Source organism: Bacillus horti (assembly GCF_030813115.1).
Classification (GTDB): domain Bacteria; phylum Bacillota; class Bacilli; order Caldalkalibacillales; family JCM-10596; genus Bacillus_CH; species Bacillus_CH horti.
The window spans coordinates 1-12,975 of the sequence record NZ_JAUSTY010000025.1; the positions used below are offsets into that span (position 1 = coordinate 1).

The following is a 12,975-nucleotide window of genomic DNA, read 5'->3' on the forward strand; positions in this document are numbered from 1 at the left end:
TTGGGATTTGTTCTCTGCTTGGAACGTTTCCCAGTATACCAAGTGGCGCTTTTCTACTCAAACCTCAAATTACTTCATTACAGGAATGGCTCCTTTTGGACAAAACTCAGACGTTTCTCTTGAAATCATTCGTGAAGAAGGAATGCAGACCATGAATTGGTCTAATGGATCTTTAGATTGGGAGCTTAAGCAGCCTGAGGAAATTGTAGAGCAAGTGCTCTCCAACATGAAAAATGGCGATAATATTTTATTCCATGATAAAACAATTACAGCTGAAGCGTTAGAGCCTATTTTAAAGGAGCTTAAAGCTCAAGGCTACAAATTCGTTGTTCCTACTGAGGTCATTTTGCCTGGAGAGGAGCAATAACAAACGGAGCCCCGTATGTTTGTCCTATAGCTGGACTTACACTCGAGGCTCCTTTTTTACAGTCTAAGAAAGTATAAAATTTGATACCATGATTATTTTCAAATTTTATACTTTCTGACTGCAGGACATAGGACGACTTGCAACTTAAGTTGCTTAGCGTCACTTGCCCACTTTGTGTGAAAGCTTCCTCTAATGATGGATTAGACAACCTCTTCGAGAGGGCTTCGATAGAAGCTTTTCTTATTTTGATCGTATTGTAAAAAGATGTAGCTCAGATTCTGTTCCTAAGCGTAATGGGATATGAGACGTTCCAGCACCCTGACTGATAAATAATGTTAAGCCTTTTTCTTTAAAGGGATAGAACCCAGCAGAGTATTTGCTATAAAACGCTCCAAATATTTTTGACCCTATAAATGGGATGCGAATCTGCCCACCATGAGTATGACCACTAAAAACTAATCCAATCTGATGCTCCTTTTCAATGGATAAGACGATTTTAGGGTCATGTGCAAGCACGATTCTAAAGCCTGGCGACTGTTCAATATCAAGAAGAGCATAATGTAATTGAGCTCTATTCCTGCTTAAATCATCTACTCCCAGCAGCCATAGACGATCCTCACCCGCTTCAAAGGATATGGCCCTATTATCAAGAATATGCACGCCACTAAGCTGTAGAAGTAGGTCTAACTCTCTATCATCAGCTTCGTAGTCATGGTTTCCCCAAACAAAATAAGTAGGAGCTAACGAAGTGAAAAACTGTACATGCTGCTTCACTACATCAAGAGAGGCTCCCTTTTCAGTAAGATCGCCCCCAATTAATACTACATCAATGGCCAGACCTTTAAGCTTTTCCTTCATCTCCTCAGAAATAACCTCTCTGTGCAAATCAGAGATAAATAAAAAATTCACCCCATCAAAGCCCTGAGGCCAGCCATCTACTGTAATTTCCTGCTGACGAAGCTTTAGATTCTTCGCTTTTTTATACATGACGTAGATAAGTCCCAAGCCTAATAAACAAATAGAAAGCCCTATCATTATAAAAGTAAACATATTATCCCTCTCTTACATAAACCACATCTTTTTTTCGATTTAAGCGTAAAATACTGCCCTCATAAAGTAGAATGATTAAGCTCAATGTCAGAATAAGAGCAGGAAAAAAAAGCAGTATTTGAACATAAGCGGCAACTGCTAGTGTAGCAACAGCTACAGCCTCATAGGGTTTCTTTTTGAGAATCAAAGACACCTTGAACTCATAAATGACCTTTTTTAAGACTAAGGAAAGCATGAGTAAGGAAAAAATAAAAAGAATTCCACTAATCAAATAATGAAAAGGCTTCAGCACTATCATAGCTAAGATATCCTCTTTGTTGGACAGGTGAATTTCCTTTAAGACGGGGAGGCCATAGCTCTGATTAATATCCAATACTGAGGGCCAGACACCCTGAGCAACAATACTTAATAGGAAAGCAAGTGTTACCATAGTCCATAGCCACCATAACTTCATCGTATATACCCCTTCTTTCGTACAAGGCTCTCTCCAACATACTATGAGTTTGGGGCAGGGTTTATAACAACTGACCGAAGTACATGCTCAAATACAGGGTCTAAAACAAGGGCTGAAAAACCTTTAGACACACTAGGCTCTACGTCTATTGGTAACAAAATGGCTCCCTCCGTATCAATTCCGGTGTGGGTCTCAATGCTTTGAACATGGCAAACATAAACATTTTTCATAAAGGATGTATCAGGAGAACTAACCTCATATTGACCAACTAAATATATCTCACTAGTTAGACCACCCGTCTCCTCATAAAGCTCTCTTATTGCTGCCTCCACAGGCTGCTCATTAGGCTCAACCTTCCCACCCGGCCACTCTAACCCTCTTTTTTTATGCTTCGTAAACAAAAGCTGGTCTTGATAAAAGGCTAGAACCACAACATGACCAGCCGGCAACGGGGCTTTAGGGAATAAAGTTAACTTGATCTGGTGATCATAGGCACCTTTAAATTGAAAAGAATGTTCCGTACCTGATATTTTCAGCTTCATGCTTATTTCCTTCCATTCCTATTCATCGGAATTTGTAGTACCTCCATGCTTAGCAAATATATTAAAAGCTCCACTCACCTCTATAATACTCCCAGTGATAAAGTCGGATTGAGGTGAGCTCAAAAACTCGACAACTCTAGAAATATCTTCACCTGTACCTGGTCGTCCTACAGGAGCAGTATCCACCGATTGGTGATCCTTAACATCCTTGATCCGTTTCTCCTTGTTGTCCCCCACAATATCTCCAGGGCAAATCATATTAATGGTAATCCCAGCATCAGCCTCTTCTTCAGCGATAGAGCGCGTTAGAGACGCTAATCCACTTTTTGCTGCGGCAAAAGCGGCACGGTACATCCAGCCAGAAGCATGTCCTGCTTGCTGGAAGCCGAATGTAATAATTCTCCCCCATTTCTTTTCTCTCATTTGGGGTATAAGCATACGTGTCATATAAAAAAAAGAATCGAGATTTCCGTTTATTATTTGCTGCCATTCATCTATGCTGTAATCCACCATTTTTCTTCTCTCAAACATATAAGGTCCTGCACTTAGGACACAAATATCAATCGTACCAAACCTAGCTAATCCTTGTTCAATTAATCGTTCACAGTCCTCTAGCTTCGTCACATCACCCTGAATGACAGCACAGCTTACACCAAGCTGCTCCACCTGCTGCTGTAAATCCAGAGCTTGCTGTTCACTAGAGCGATAATTGATCACAATATCATGACCTGCCTTGGCTAAATCAAGCACAATCTGCACAGCTAGTCCTGTCGCACCTCCTGTAACCAGTGCCACTCTTCTCTTCACAGCAATCACCTCAGATCGATTCATTGTAGAAGCCTTCTTTCAAGAAAGGTATAGATAGGAATATGAAATCTATCATAGATTGTACCACAGGACAACGTAAAACACATGAATTAAGCAAAAATGGGCATAGTAAATCCTGAACTAAAAAAATATTTGAGGAGGCAATATTGTATGCAACAGCTTCATACTGGCCAGTCCGTTCCTCTGTCACAGCCACCTAAGGTCATTACAACTAAGGATTTAAGCTACCTAGAGGATCAGCTATCTTGGCATCTAAACATCGTTAAAAAATGCTCCCATTACGCTCAGGAGTCTACAGACCCTATGGTTCAACAGCTTTTAAATCAGGCTGGAGAAATGCATCAAAGACACTACCAAACTCTTCTTAAGCATTGTCAAAACAATAACACGCAAATGATGACTAGTGTCCAGCAGCAAATGCAGCAAGGGTCGGCACAGCAAGCTCAGCAAACAAACTAAATCAAAAAGGAGGGATTACTTAAATGAATCCAAATCAACAGCAGGCTAATAATAATCAAGGACAGCAAACACAGAACCAGAATCAAAATCAAATTGCTAATCCTAGCTCCACCACAAACATGCAAGGAACTGAAATGACTGACAGAGATCGAGTCACAGACGTGTTAGCTAGTGAAAAGTACCTGATCACCTCTTCCAATACAGCTGCTTGGGAGGCTAGCCATCAGGATTTATATCAGGACATCTTCACGATCTGTACAGAGCTACAGGAGTATCATAGGGATTTATATGAGCTTATGTTTCAGAAGGGCTGGTACAAGCTTGAAGCGGCTGAGCAACAAAAGCTAGATCAGGTTTATCAGCAGTTTACTGGCTATTCTTCTCAGCTGCCTTATACTGGTCAGACACATTAAGCCTGAATTTCCAAAACGGTTGGAAAGGATTAATTTAAAAACTTTCACACAATATGAGTAAACATATCTAGTTACGAAAAAGCATTATCTTTTATGGATATGCTTTTTTTGTATGAAACAGGAAAGCAATCAAAGACTAAAGCATAATTTTATCCAGTAGAACAATCTTATAATATATAAGTTAATTAGGGTCTTCCCAAATGGCATATACTTTTGTCATTTGGGAAGACCCTCTTTGTTATATTAATTACCTTATATCATTATTATACCATAAACTGGATATGAAAAATAAGTCTTATATTGCTTTCAACAATCATTTAGACTTTTTAGAGTAAGGATAGAAATTTATACAATGAGGGGGAAACATATTGATCAGAAAAGCAGAGGGTTCGATAAAAGGAATCGGGAAGCACATGGACGAAATAACCCATCCATTTTCCTTCAGTGGGAACATAGCCATTGCTCAAGATGGGAATGTCTTATTCCAAAAATGCTATGGGCTAGCAGACATTGAGCACAATGTACCACATACACCTCAGAGCAAATTTCGCATAGGTTCACTCAGCAAGGCATTTACAGCATTAGGGATTTTAATGTTGGAAGAGCAAGGTAAACTGAATCTTACTGACACCCTAAATATCTATATTCCTGAGCTTTTGTATGGCAAGGAAGTGACAATTCACCACTTACTTAGTCATACCTCTGGTATACCTAACTTTGTACTTTTTCCTGAGTTTCGGAATCTTTATGAGAAAAATGGCTTTTCTCCCGAAGAATTAATCGAACTTCTAAATCCTAAGGGTTTTGTAACATCCCCTGGCAAGCAATATTCTTATTCTAATACAGGATACTACTTGTTAGCTTTAATTATTGAAAAAGTATCTCAGAAGAGCTATGAAGCTTTTCTTACTGATCAAATTTTCAACCCCTTACAAATGAACAATTCAGGCTATGACCTTAGTGAGACTATACTATCTCATCGTGCGAGAGGATATAAAATTGACCAAGAGCATAATATTTTGCAAAATGCCGATTACCTAGATATGAAGGTTCCTTTCGGAGGAGGAGGGTTATATTCCACAATTGAGGATTTGTTGCTTTGGGATAAGGCACTCTTCTCCCCATCCTTTATCTCCACAATGATATTAAATAAACTATATACTCCAAACAAAGAGAACTATGGATACGGTTGGAGAATTTTTGAAAGGCATGGTCAACAGGTTGTAGAGCATGGAGGTGGAATTTGCGGCTTTACAACTCATATGCAGCGTTACTTGACAGATAAGATGACCATTATAGTATTGAGTAATTATCAGATCCCATGGGCTGCCAAGACAGGCCATGAGCTAGCTAATATCCTATTTGATGCATAATAAAAAGGGTCGTTCCTTCAAGTGAAGAACGACCCAATCATTTTACTCTTTTTCTTGAACAGTCCGGCCGAAAAGTAGTACACCAAGACCACCCAAAATTCCTGCTACCAACCACAGATTTAGTACATCATAAATAAAGAAGGCAATAATAAAGGCAGCCGCAAAACCTGTTGTCACACATTGAGATATGATAATAACAGGTGTTAGAGCGCGGCGCTCCTTTAGTCTTAGAATATTGGCAAACGTTGAAATAAATAGCCCACTTGTCAAGCAGAATATCGATAATACCACTAGTAATGGTCCTGTCTCAAAAAAGCCCATTTTTGGACTCAAGGCAATTCCTATGACTGATATCCAAACCCCAGTATTCATGATGAATCTACTATTACTCAAAAATTTATCCAACTTAATCCCCCCGTTACACGTATACTATTATAGACAAAATACCGCTAAAAAACGAGTCTGTTTGCTTTTATAGATGGATGGGTATTACTTTGATATCTAAAAAAGCCTATAGATAAGGATGTGGTAGCATGAACCTGCATAATAAGGTTTATGATTTAATTGGAGTAGGTATTGGCCCCTTTAACCTTAGTTTAGCTGCATTAGTAGATCAGACTGAGCTAGATGCTTTATTTTTTGAGCAAGAAGCTTCATTCAACTGGCATCCCGGCATGCTGATTGAGGGCACTGATTTGCAATCTCCGTTTTTAGCTGATTTTGTTTCCTTTGCTGATCCAACAAGTCCCTATACGTTCACAAACTACTTACACAAGCATGAACGATTATATAAATTCTATTTCTTTAACCGCTCAACCATCCCTAGAAGAGAATATAATCAGTATGGAAAATGGGTTGCCAAGCAGCTATCCTCCTGCCTTTTTCATCGTAAAGTCATTAATGTTGTTGATCTTGGAGAAAAAGAGCCGCTTTATCAGGTGCATGTTCGACATGTTAGTTCAGAGGAAACAGAAGTATTTCTTACGAAAAATGTAGTCATTGGTACCGGTAGCATACCTAATATTCCAAAATCTTTTACTCAGCTCCCTGAACAGGATATTGTGCATACAAGCCGTTATTTAAAGCAAAAAAGCCATTTGCTCCATTCAAAAAGTATTACCATCGTTGGCTCTGGTCAAAGTGCAGCTGAAGTTTTTTTAGATCTTTTAAATGAGCAAAAGGACTATTCTTACTCTCTATCCTGGTACACACGAGAGACTGGCTTTTTTCAACAAGAAGCGGCTAAGCTAGGGAGAGAGGTTTTTTCACCTGAATATGTTGATTATTTTCAAAATTTAACCTACAAGCAAAGTGTCAACGCGCTTGGGCACCTCGACCATGTGAGAAATGGAATAGATCCAGAAACCCTTGTCTCGATTTATAACCTGTTATATCATCGCTCTATTGATCAGGAGCTAAACGTTATGATACAACCACTCACAGATGTACAAGATATAACAGCCTCAGCCGAAGAAAAAAACTATGAGCTCGAATGTAAGCAATGGCAGCTTGAGGAAGCCTTTACTCATACTACAGAAAAAGTAGTTCTAGCCACAGGCTACAAGCCTTATTATCCTGAATGGCTTTCCCGCTTTAAAGATGATTTGACTTATGAGGAAGAAGCACCAGAGCGCTTTAAGGTTGCTGAGGATTATCGTCTCGTTTTCAAGCAAAAGCGTGACCACCACATTTACACACAGGTGGATACAGAGCATACGCACGGGACAGCTGCTACAAACCTTGTGCTATCCGTATTAGGAAATCAAAAAATAATTAACTCTATAGCTAGAAAGCAAATTTACCCGATTCCTAAACGTTCTATTTTTCAGCAATTCAAACCCATATCCACGTCATAAAGCAGGAACAATTCAGGTTCGTAGCTATCTTTGCTCAAGATATGATAAAAATATTTATGAAGACGTATCTTTTTGAGGATTATTAACGTTAATTATATAGATTTTTTAAGTCTATTGCGGTTGAATTTAAAAGGAGCTTAAGAGCAAACAAGTAAAGGAAGTGTAGGTGATTAAAAGTGGCTACTCATTCGGACGACATCCTACAGGTACTCCCTATTTTAAAGCGTTATTGTCACGCTATAGCCCCTTCAATATGGGAAGCGGACGACCTTGTACAGGATACGTTTATTCGGTGGTACACGTTTCAAAAGAATACAAAAAGCACCCCGAAGCTATCCAAAGCGTTTCTATATCAAATGGCTATTCATACCTGGATCGATCAGAAAAGGAAGCAAAGGCATCAAGAACAACAGCTAGTAGATTCAAATAAGGCCTCATCCTTTGAGGATCGCTTTGATGTCGAACATACCCTTGAACAGCTTGTTCAGCAGCTTACGTTAAAGCAAAGTGTGACCTTCTTCCTGCATGATGTTTTTGATTATAAGGCGAAAGAAATTAGTTTCCTACTGAAAACCTCTGAGGGAGCTATTAAAGCCGCTTTACACCGTGCAAGAAATGCACTGAAAAGATATGCTGAGGAACAACCAATAACTCGGTCTACTATGGATGAAACGCCATTTGAAATGCATGCTCAAATGCCATTATCAGAGCAGGAGACAGAGCTTGTTAAGGTGATGTCGCATGCTATTATTACTCAAGATCCGCAAGCTCTACTGCGTTATATTCCAGTGCTAGGGCTTACGACAAGCTCTACTGTGCAAGCGAGGAGTACTGCTCATACAAGTCAAGCTAAGAGTACTGTACAAACAAAAATTGTAGGTAAGATGCTGACAAGACAGCCTATTAAGTCATCATTACGTATCCAAAGCCAAGCCGCTTAATCAGCTTTTTTGAAAAAAGGGACCTACCTTTTATTTGCTATGCTCTTTTAAGTGATTACTCCTTCCTTTTGAATCAGCTAATTCTTAGGAGGATGCAAAATGTCTGTAATTCCATATGTGATTGAACAATCAAGTCGTGGAGAAAGGTCCTATGACATATACTCTCGCCTACTGAAGGATCGTATCATTTTCTTAGGTTCAGAAATTAATGATCAGGTCGCAAATGCCATTGTGGCTCAGCTGCTATTTTTAGCAGCTGACGATCCAGATAAGGATATATCCCTTTATATTAATAGCCCTGGAGGATCTGTTTCAGCAGGCTTTGCCGTATTTGATACGATTCAGCATATAAAGCCCGATGTTTCAACAATCTGCACTGGAGCAGCATACTCTTACGGGGCAACATTACTACTGGCGGGCACTAAAGGAAAGCGATATGCCTTACCGAACAGCGAAATAATGATTCATCAGCCTCATGGCGGAGCTCAGGGGCAAGCTAGTGATTTAGAGATTACGGCTAAGCGCTTTCTAAAGTCTAAAGCGCTATTGAATAAAATCATTGCTGAACGCACAGGGCAACCTATTGAAAAAGTCGAACAGGATTCAAATCGAGATTATTTTATGACAGCGCAAGAGGCTTTGGACTACGGGGTCATTGATAAAATCATTACTTAACTTCAGCTAGTTGCATTGAAGGCTCCTAAAGTTTATGCAGAGAAAGAAAAGAAGCGTTAGAAAAACACCCTTATCCTTTTCATTGGATAAGGGTGTTTTACATTCATCATGATCAGGTACTATCAGATTACGAACTTTCCGTCTGGTATCGTTCTTCCTCTGAACGATTCTCAGATTCACTCTGATCATCTTCAATAGATGGTTCTGCTTTTGTAATTTCAACTTTTCTTATTCTGTGCTTTTCTTTCTTTAAGACTTTGAACGTATATCCTTCATAATCTACCTCATGCCCTTCACGTAGAGCTTGGTTTTGACTGTAGAGCCAGCCACCAACTGTATTGAAGTCATCGTTTTCTATATGAAGAACTAAAAGCTCATTAATTTCGGTTATAGGAACCTTACCATCGACAATAAGATGGTTTTCACTAAGCTTTTCAATTTCTGGCTTTTCTTCCTGATCAAATTCATCGCGGATATCGCCAACAATTTCCTCAAGTATATCTTCGATAGTTACAAGTCCAGAGGTTCCGCCATACTCATCAACCAGGATAGCTAAATGCTTACGTTGCTTCTGCATTTCCTTGAGAAGCTGTTTAACTGGTGTAGCATCGATGACCGTTAAAACTGGACGAATAATTTCTTTAAGATCTAGATCTGGCTTTTCTGCCAGGATCAAGAAAAATTCCTTCGTATTCACCATACCAACAATGCTATCTTTATTGTCAGCTATAACCGGGAAACGTGTATATTGCTCCTCTTTAATGATTTTCATATTCTGTTCTAAGGTATTATCTAGCTCTAAACAAACCATATCCGTACGCGGAATCATAATCTCTTTCGCTAGTAAGTCATCAAAGTCAAAGATTTTACGTACGTAACCATACTCAGATTGGTTAATTTCTCCGCTCTCAAAGCTTTCGGAAAGGATGATTCTAAGCTCATCCTCAGAATGAGCTTCTGCATGCTCATTAGACGATCTCATTCCAAATAATTTAAGAAACTGGTTCGCTGAACCGTTCAGTACCCAGATGAATGGATACATTAGGGTATGATACCAAATAAGCGGTCTAGCTAACAACAGACTAAGCCTCTCTGCCTTTTGGATCGCTACAGATTTAGGAGCTAGCTCACCAAATACCACGTGTAAAAAGGTCATGATCGCAAATGCAATGATAAATGAAATCAATGTTATAGCTTGATCAGGGAGATTTAACTCCTCAATAAGTGGATGTAACAGCTTTTCAATGGTTGGTTCTCCTAACCAACCTAATCCTAAGGCTGTTATCGTGATTCCTAGCTGACAGGCAGCTAAGTAACCATCTAGGTTAGAAATAACTCTTCTAACCAATAAAGCTGTTTTATTTCCCTCCTGGATTAGCTGATCTACTCTACTTGTCCTAACTTTTACAAAGGCAAACTCCGCACCTACAAAAAACGCCGTCGCTAGTATCAATATTAAAACTGCTATTAAATTAATGGTAACCATCTGGTTATCATCAGTCCCCTTTACTTTATCATTATAGAATTCTTAACTTGTTCTAATTTTGTCTATAACATACTAAAAGTTGAAAAGGGATCTGCTTCTACATTCTCTTACTTACATAGTTGCTTATATATCTATCTTCAAACCATTACCTTTTGTAGCTTTAATAATTCAAGATAAGGAAATTATGGCTTTAAGCTAAACTCCTTGTGTCTTTATATGCTTATGCTTATTTATGTGCATTTAATCCTTTTCTGAGATGCATGTTCCTATACCAAAACCGTACTCATCTCTAAGGGTGTGCACTTTAATTCTTATTAGCGGTTTGAAGGGTATACCCGAATAGGGAAGTACCGATGTTCATTTCAGATCTATGAGCAGAGAGCAGATCCATGTACGTATAAAAAGCATTCCACTGATTATTCATACCTCTATCTGCCGCTAACTGTCCAAGTCGCTGCAACTTCCCATCGGCGCCTCACTCCTTTATACATATAATAGAATAATCATACTATATTTTTATTTACCCCGTCAAAAACCGAAACAAAGGGTTTTAGCTCCGTTTTACGCCAATATAATCAAAAAAGGAAACGTTATGACCGTTTCCCTTTCTCTGTGTTCGTATCCTGTTCATTTTCTCTTTGTGTCTCTTTCTTCCCTTTCTCTTGCTCATCCTTATTCTGCAATTGCTCTAATTTCTCTTCTAGCTCTTCTGCTTCATCCTCATCTGTATCTAGTATAATCGTACGAGCTGGTGTAGCTAGAGAAACCTCTTCACGTTCAAGCACCTCAAGAATTTTAAAGTGAACCTCCTCTTTAATCACTAACCATTCTCCCCAGTTTGTTGTATTGGTAAAGAAATAAAGCATGATTTCAAGGCTGTTTTCCGTGAACTTATCAAAGTGAACAAATAAGGTTTGCTTATTAATAGCATCATGGTTCTGTAAATATTGTCTAATGTCTTTTACTACTGTATCTACCCTATCTCTTGGTGTTGTAAAAGGAATTCTTAGCTGAAAGCTAATTTGCCTTCTACCCATTTTTGACCAGTTTGTGATAGCCTCGTTAGATAGCGTTGAATTAGGGACTGTCACCAATCCATCAGCAAAGGTACGAATCCGCGTGCTCCGGAATGTTAAATCCTCAACTGTTCCTTCTACGGTTGGTGTCTGAATCCAATCCCCAATGGTAAAAGGCTTTTCAGTAATAATCACTATTCCGCCAAATATGTTTTTGACTGAATCCTGAGCAGCTAGAGCAAAAGCCAGCCCGCCCAAACCTAAACCTGCCACAAATCCGTTCACATCATAGCCTAATACATCTGCAATAATAGCAAAGGCTAAAGCAATAATAATAAAACGAATGGCTTTTGAGATAAAGGGCAATAAAATTTGATCTAATTCATAATTAAACCTGTTCCCAATTTTGGTTAACCATGCAGAGGATTCACTAGAAAGGTTAAATAATCCCCAGGCAATTAAAAAGACAATAGAAGCTCTAAAAAGAGTTAATGTTCCAGAGGTCAAAGCAGCAGCTACAACTGGGCTAATTGGAAGCTCTGCCACAGCATAATTAATGGATACTAGCAATCCAATAAAAATGAAAAACGTACGCATTGGCTTCTCAAAGGCAAGTAATATTGACTCATCATAGCCTAGCTTGGTTTTTTTCGTTAATCGTAAAAACAACTTAAAGATATACGTCGTAAAAATCCTACGGAAGATCCAGAATACAATAAAAATAAGAAGACTTATACCTATAACACCTAATATTTCTAAACTATTGTTTGTCAGGTTTTGTTGGATGCCTTGCCAGTTCCTTAACCAATCACTCATATCTCTCTCCTAATACATTTGACTTCTCGAGTTCTCGACGATTTGCCCCTAAATTTTATAAGTCAAAACTCTGTTATTTAAGGGTTTTCCTTTTTTCTTAGCTATGAGAAAAGCTTCTTTTTGAAGCCCTCTCGAAGAGTCGTTTAATCCATCATTAGAGGAAGCTCTCCATGCTGTCAGAAAGTATAAAACTTGAAGGAAACATGATTTAAAGCCTTTATACTTTCTTATACTGTAACAAAAATCAATGATTGTTTCAAAACCTGTATTTATACTTTTCCTTGGATTTTCATGCTTGTTTGCTTAAATAACTCATGAGTCAGTACAGCCCCACCCGTAACCAATATTCCTTGAATGATAGCCTGAATATTAAATCCAAGAAGCAGGATCGAAAATACACAGCCGATGACAAGTAAAATCCAAGGAAGCAGCCAGCTTTTCACATAAGGTGTCATTTTCAAAAAATGCCCAATGGTCCATAGAACAGGAATAAGAATGTACATTTCCTCTCGAATAAATTGAACAAAGTCCACCCTCCTCACCTCCTATTTTATTATATGCTTGGGCTTGTCAAACAGTGATTTTAATGTAGTTCTTAATGTCCTTGCACTCCATTTAACCAATCCCAATAAAAATTTAGTAGAAAGATAATACAAATATCATTGGGCAGGCACCCATCCGAAAATAAATGAATAAGCT

General features: G+C 38.7%; 16 protein-coding genes. 7 read left to right on the top strand and 9 right to left on the bottom strand.

Annotated elements, in window-relative coordinates; genetic code table 11:
- On the top strand, positions 1-367 hold a 367-nt coding region (locus tag J2S11_RS20135; protein ID WP_307397690.1), incomplete at its 5' end, for a polysaccharide deacetylase family protein.
- Positions 368-607: 240 nt separating this feature from the next.
- On the opposite strand, the gene J2S11_RS20140 is transcribed toward J2S11_RS20135, so the two are convergent.
- The 4 genes from J2S11_RS20140 to J2S11_RS20155 are packed head-to-tail and all read right to left on the bottom strand — an operon-like array spanning position 608 to position 3,244.
- Positions 608-1,417: a metallophosphoesterase gene (locus J2S11_RS20140; protein WP_307397692.1), complete on the bottom strand. Its 810-nt coding sequence runs from the start codon at positions 1,415-1,417 to the stop codon at positions 608-610.
- A gap of 1 nt (position 1,418) precedes the next feature.
- Positions 1,419-1,871, bottom strand: a complete 453-nt coding sequence (locus J2S11_RS20145; RefSeq protein ID WP_307397694.1) for a hypothetical protein — start codon at positions 1,869-1,871, stop codon at positions 1,419-1,421.
- Positions 1,872-1,912: 41 nt separating this feature from the next.
- Complete coding sequence (locus J2S11_RS20150; protein WP_307397695.1) at positions 1,913-2,413, bottom strand: NUDIX domain-containing protein; 501 nt, start codon at positions 2,411-2,413, stop codon at positions 1,913-1,915.
- 18 nt (positions 2,414-2,431) lie between these two features.
- On the bottom strand, positions 2,432-3,244 hold the full coding sequence (locus J2S11_RS20155; RefSeq protein ID WP_307397696.1) for an SDR family oxidoreductase: 813 nt from the start codon (positions 3,242-3,244) through the stop codon (positions 2,432-2,434).
- Between the two features lie 147 nt (positions 3,245-3,391).
- Here J2S11_RS20155 and J2S11_RS20160 point away from each other — a divergent pair, with 147 nt between their 5' ends.
- The 3 genes from J2S11_RS20160 to J2S11_RS20170 all read left to right on the top strand — a co-directional run bounded on the left by J2S11_RS20160 (position 3,392) and on the right by J2S11_RS20170 (position 5,486).
- Positions 3,392-3,700, top strand: coding sequence for a ferritin-like domain-containing protein (locus tag J2S11_RS20160; RefSeq protein WP_307397697.1), 309 nt, complete (start codon positions 3,392-3,394; stop codon positions 3,698-3,700).
- A gap of 23 nt (positions 3,701-3,723) precedes the next feature.
- Positions 3,724-4,113, top strand: a complete 390-nt coding sequence (locus J2S11_RS20165; RefSeq protein ID WP_307397699.1) for a spore coat protein — start codon at positions 3,724-3,726, stop codon at positions 4,111-4,113.
- Positions 4,114-4,481: 368 nt separating this feature from the next.
- Entirely contained in the window at positions 4,482-5,486 is a 1,005-nt protein-coding gene (locus tag J2S11_RS20170; protein WP_307397701.1) for a serine hydrolase domain-containing protein, read from the top strand.
- A 42-nt stretch (positions 5,487-5,528) separates the two neighbouring features.
- Here J2S11_RS20170 and J2S11_RS20175 read toward each other — a convergent pair whose 3' ends face one another.
- Positions 5,529-5,891, bottom strand: a complete 363-nt coding sequence (locus tag J2S11_RS20175; RefSeq protein ID WP_307397702.1) for a hypothetical protein — start codon at positions 5,889-5,891, stop codon at positions 5,529-5,531.
- A 128-nt stretch (positions 5,892-6,019) separates the two neighbouring features.
- Between J2S11_RS20175 and J2S11_RS20180 the strand changes: the two genes are divergently transcribed.
- The 3 genes from J2S11_RS20180 (at position 6,020) to clpP (ending at position 8,958) form a co-directional block, all read left to right on the top strand.
- Positions 6,020-7,342 carry a lysine N(6)-hydroxylase/L-ornithine N(5)-oxygenase family protein gene (locus tag J2S11_RS20180; RefSeq protein WP_307397704.1) on the top strand — a complete coding sequence of 441 codons (1,323 nt, stop codon included), beginning with the start codon at positions 6,020-6,022 and terminating at the stop codon, positions 7,340-7,342.
- Between the two features lie 176 nt (positions 7,343-7,518).
- Positions 7,519-8,283 carry an RNA polymerase sigma factor gene (locus J2S11_RS20185; RefSeq protein WP_307397706.1) on the top strand — a complete coding sequence of 255 codons (765 nt, stop codon included), beginning with the start codon at positions 7,519-7,521 and terminating at the stop codon, positions 8,281-8,283.
- A 99-nt stretch (positions 8,284-8,382) separates the two neighbouring features.
- Positions 8,383-8,958 (top strand): ATP-dependent Clp endopeptidase proteolytic subunit ClpP, encoded by a 576-nt coding sequence (gene clpP, locus J2S11_RS20190; protein WP_307397708.1) that lies wholly within the window; start codon positions 8,383-8,385, stop codon positions 8,956-8,958.
- 127 nt (positions 8,959-9,085) lie between these two features.
- Here the strand turns inward: clpP and J2S11_RS20195 are convergent, their stop codons facing one another.
- The 4 genes from J2S11_RS20195 to J2S11_RS20210 form a co-directional block, all read right to left on the bottom strand.
- Positions 9,086-10,444 carry a hemolysin family protein gene (locus J2S11_RS20195; RefSeq protein WP_307397710.1) on the bottom strand — a complete coding sequence of 453 codons (1,359 nt, stop codon included), beginning with the start codon at positions 10,442-10,444 and terminating at the stop codon, positions 9,086-9,088.
- A gap of 304 nt (positions 10,445-10,748) precedes the next feature.
- Positions 10,749-10,904, bottom strand: coding sequence for a hypothetical protein (locus tag J2S11_RS20200; protein ID WP_307397713.1), 156 nt, complete (start codon positions 10,902-10,904; stop codon positions 10,749-10,751).
- Positions 10,905-11,034: 130 nt separating this feature from the next.
- A complete protein-coding gene (locus J2S11_RS20205; protein WP_307397714.1) occupies positions 11,035-12,276 on the bottom strand; it encodes a mechanosensitive ion channel family protein in 1,242 nt (413 codons plus the stop codon).
- A 269-nt stretch (positions 12,277-12,545) separates the two neighbouring features.
- The gene (locus J2S11_RS20210; RefSeq protein ID WP_307397716.1) at positions 12,546-12,809 is read right to left on the bottom strand and encodes a phage holin family protein; all 264 of its coding nucleotides are present in this window, start codon (positions 12,807-12,809) and stop codon (positions 12,546-12,548) included.
- Positions 12,810-12,975 lie beyond the last annotated feature (166 nt).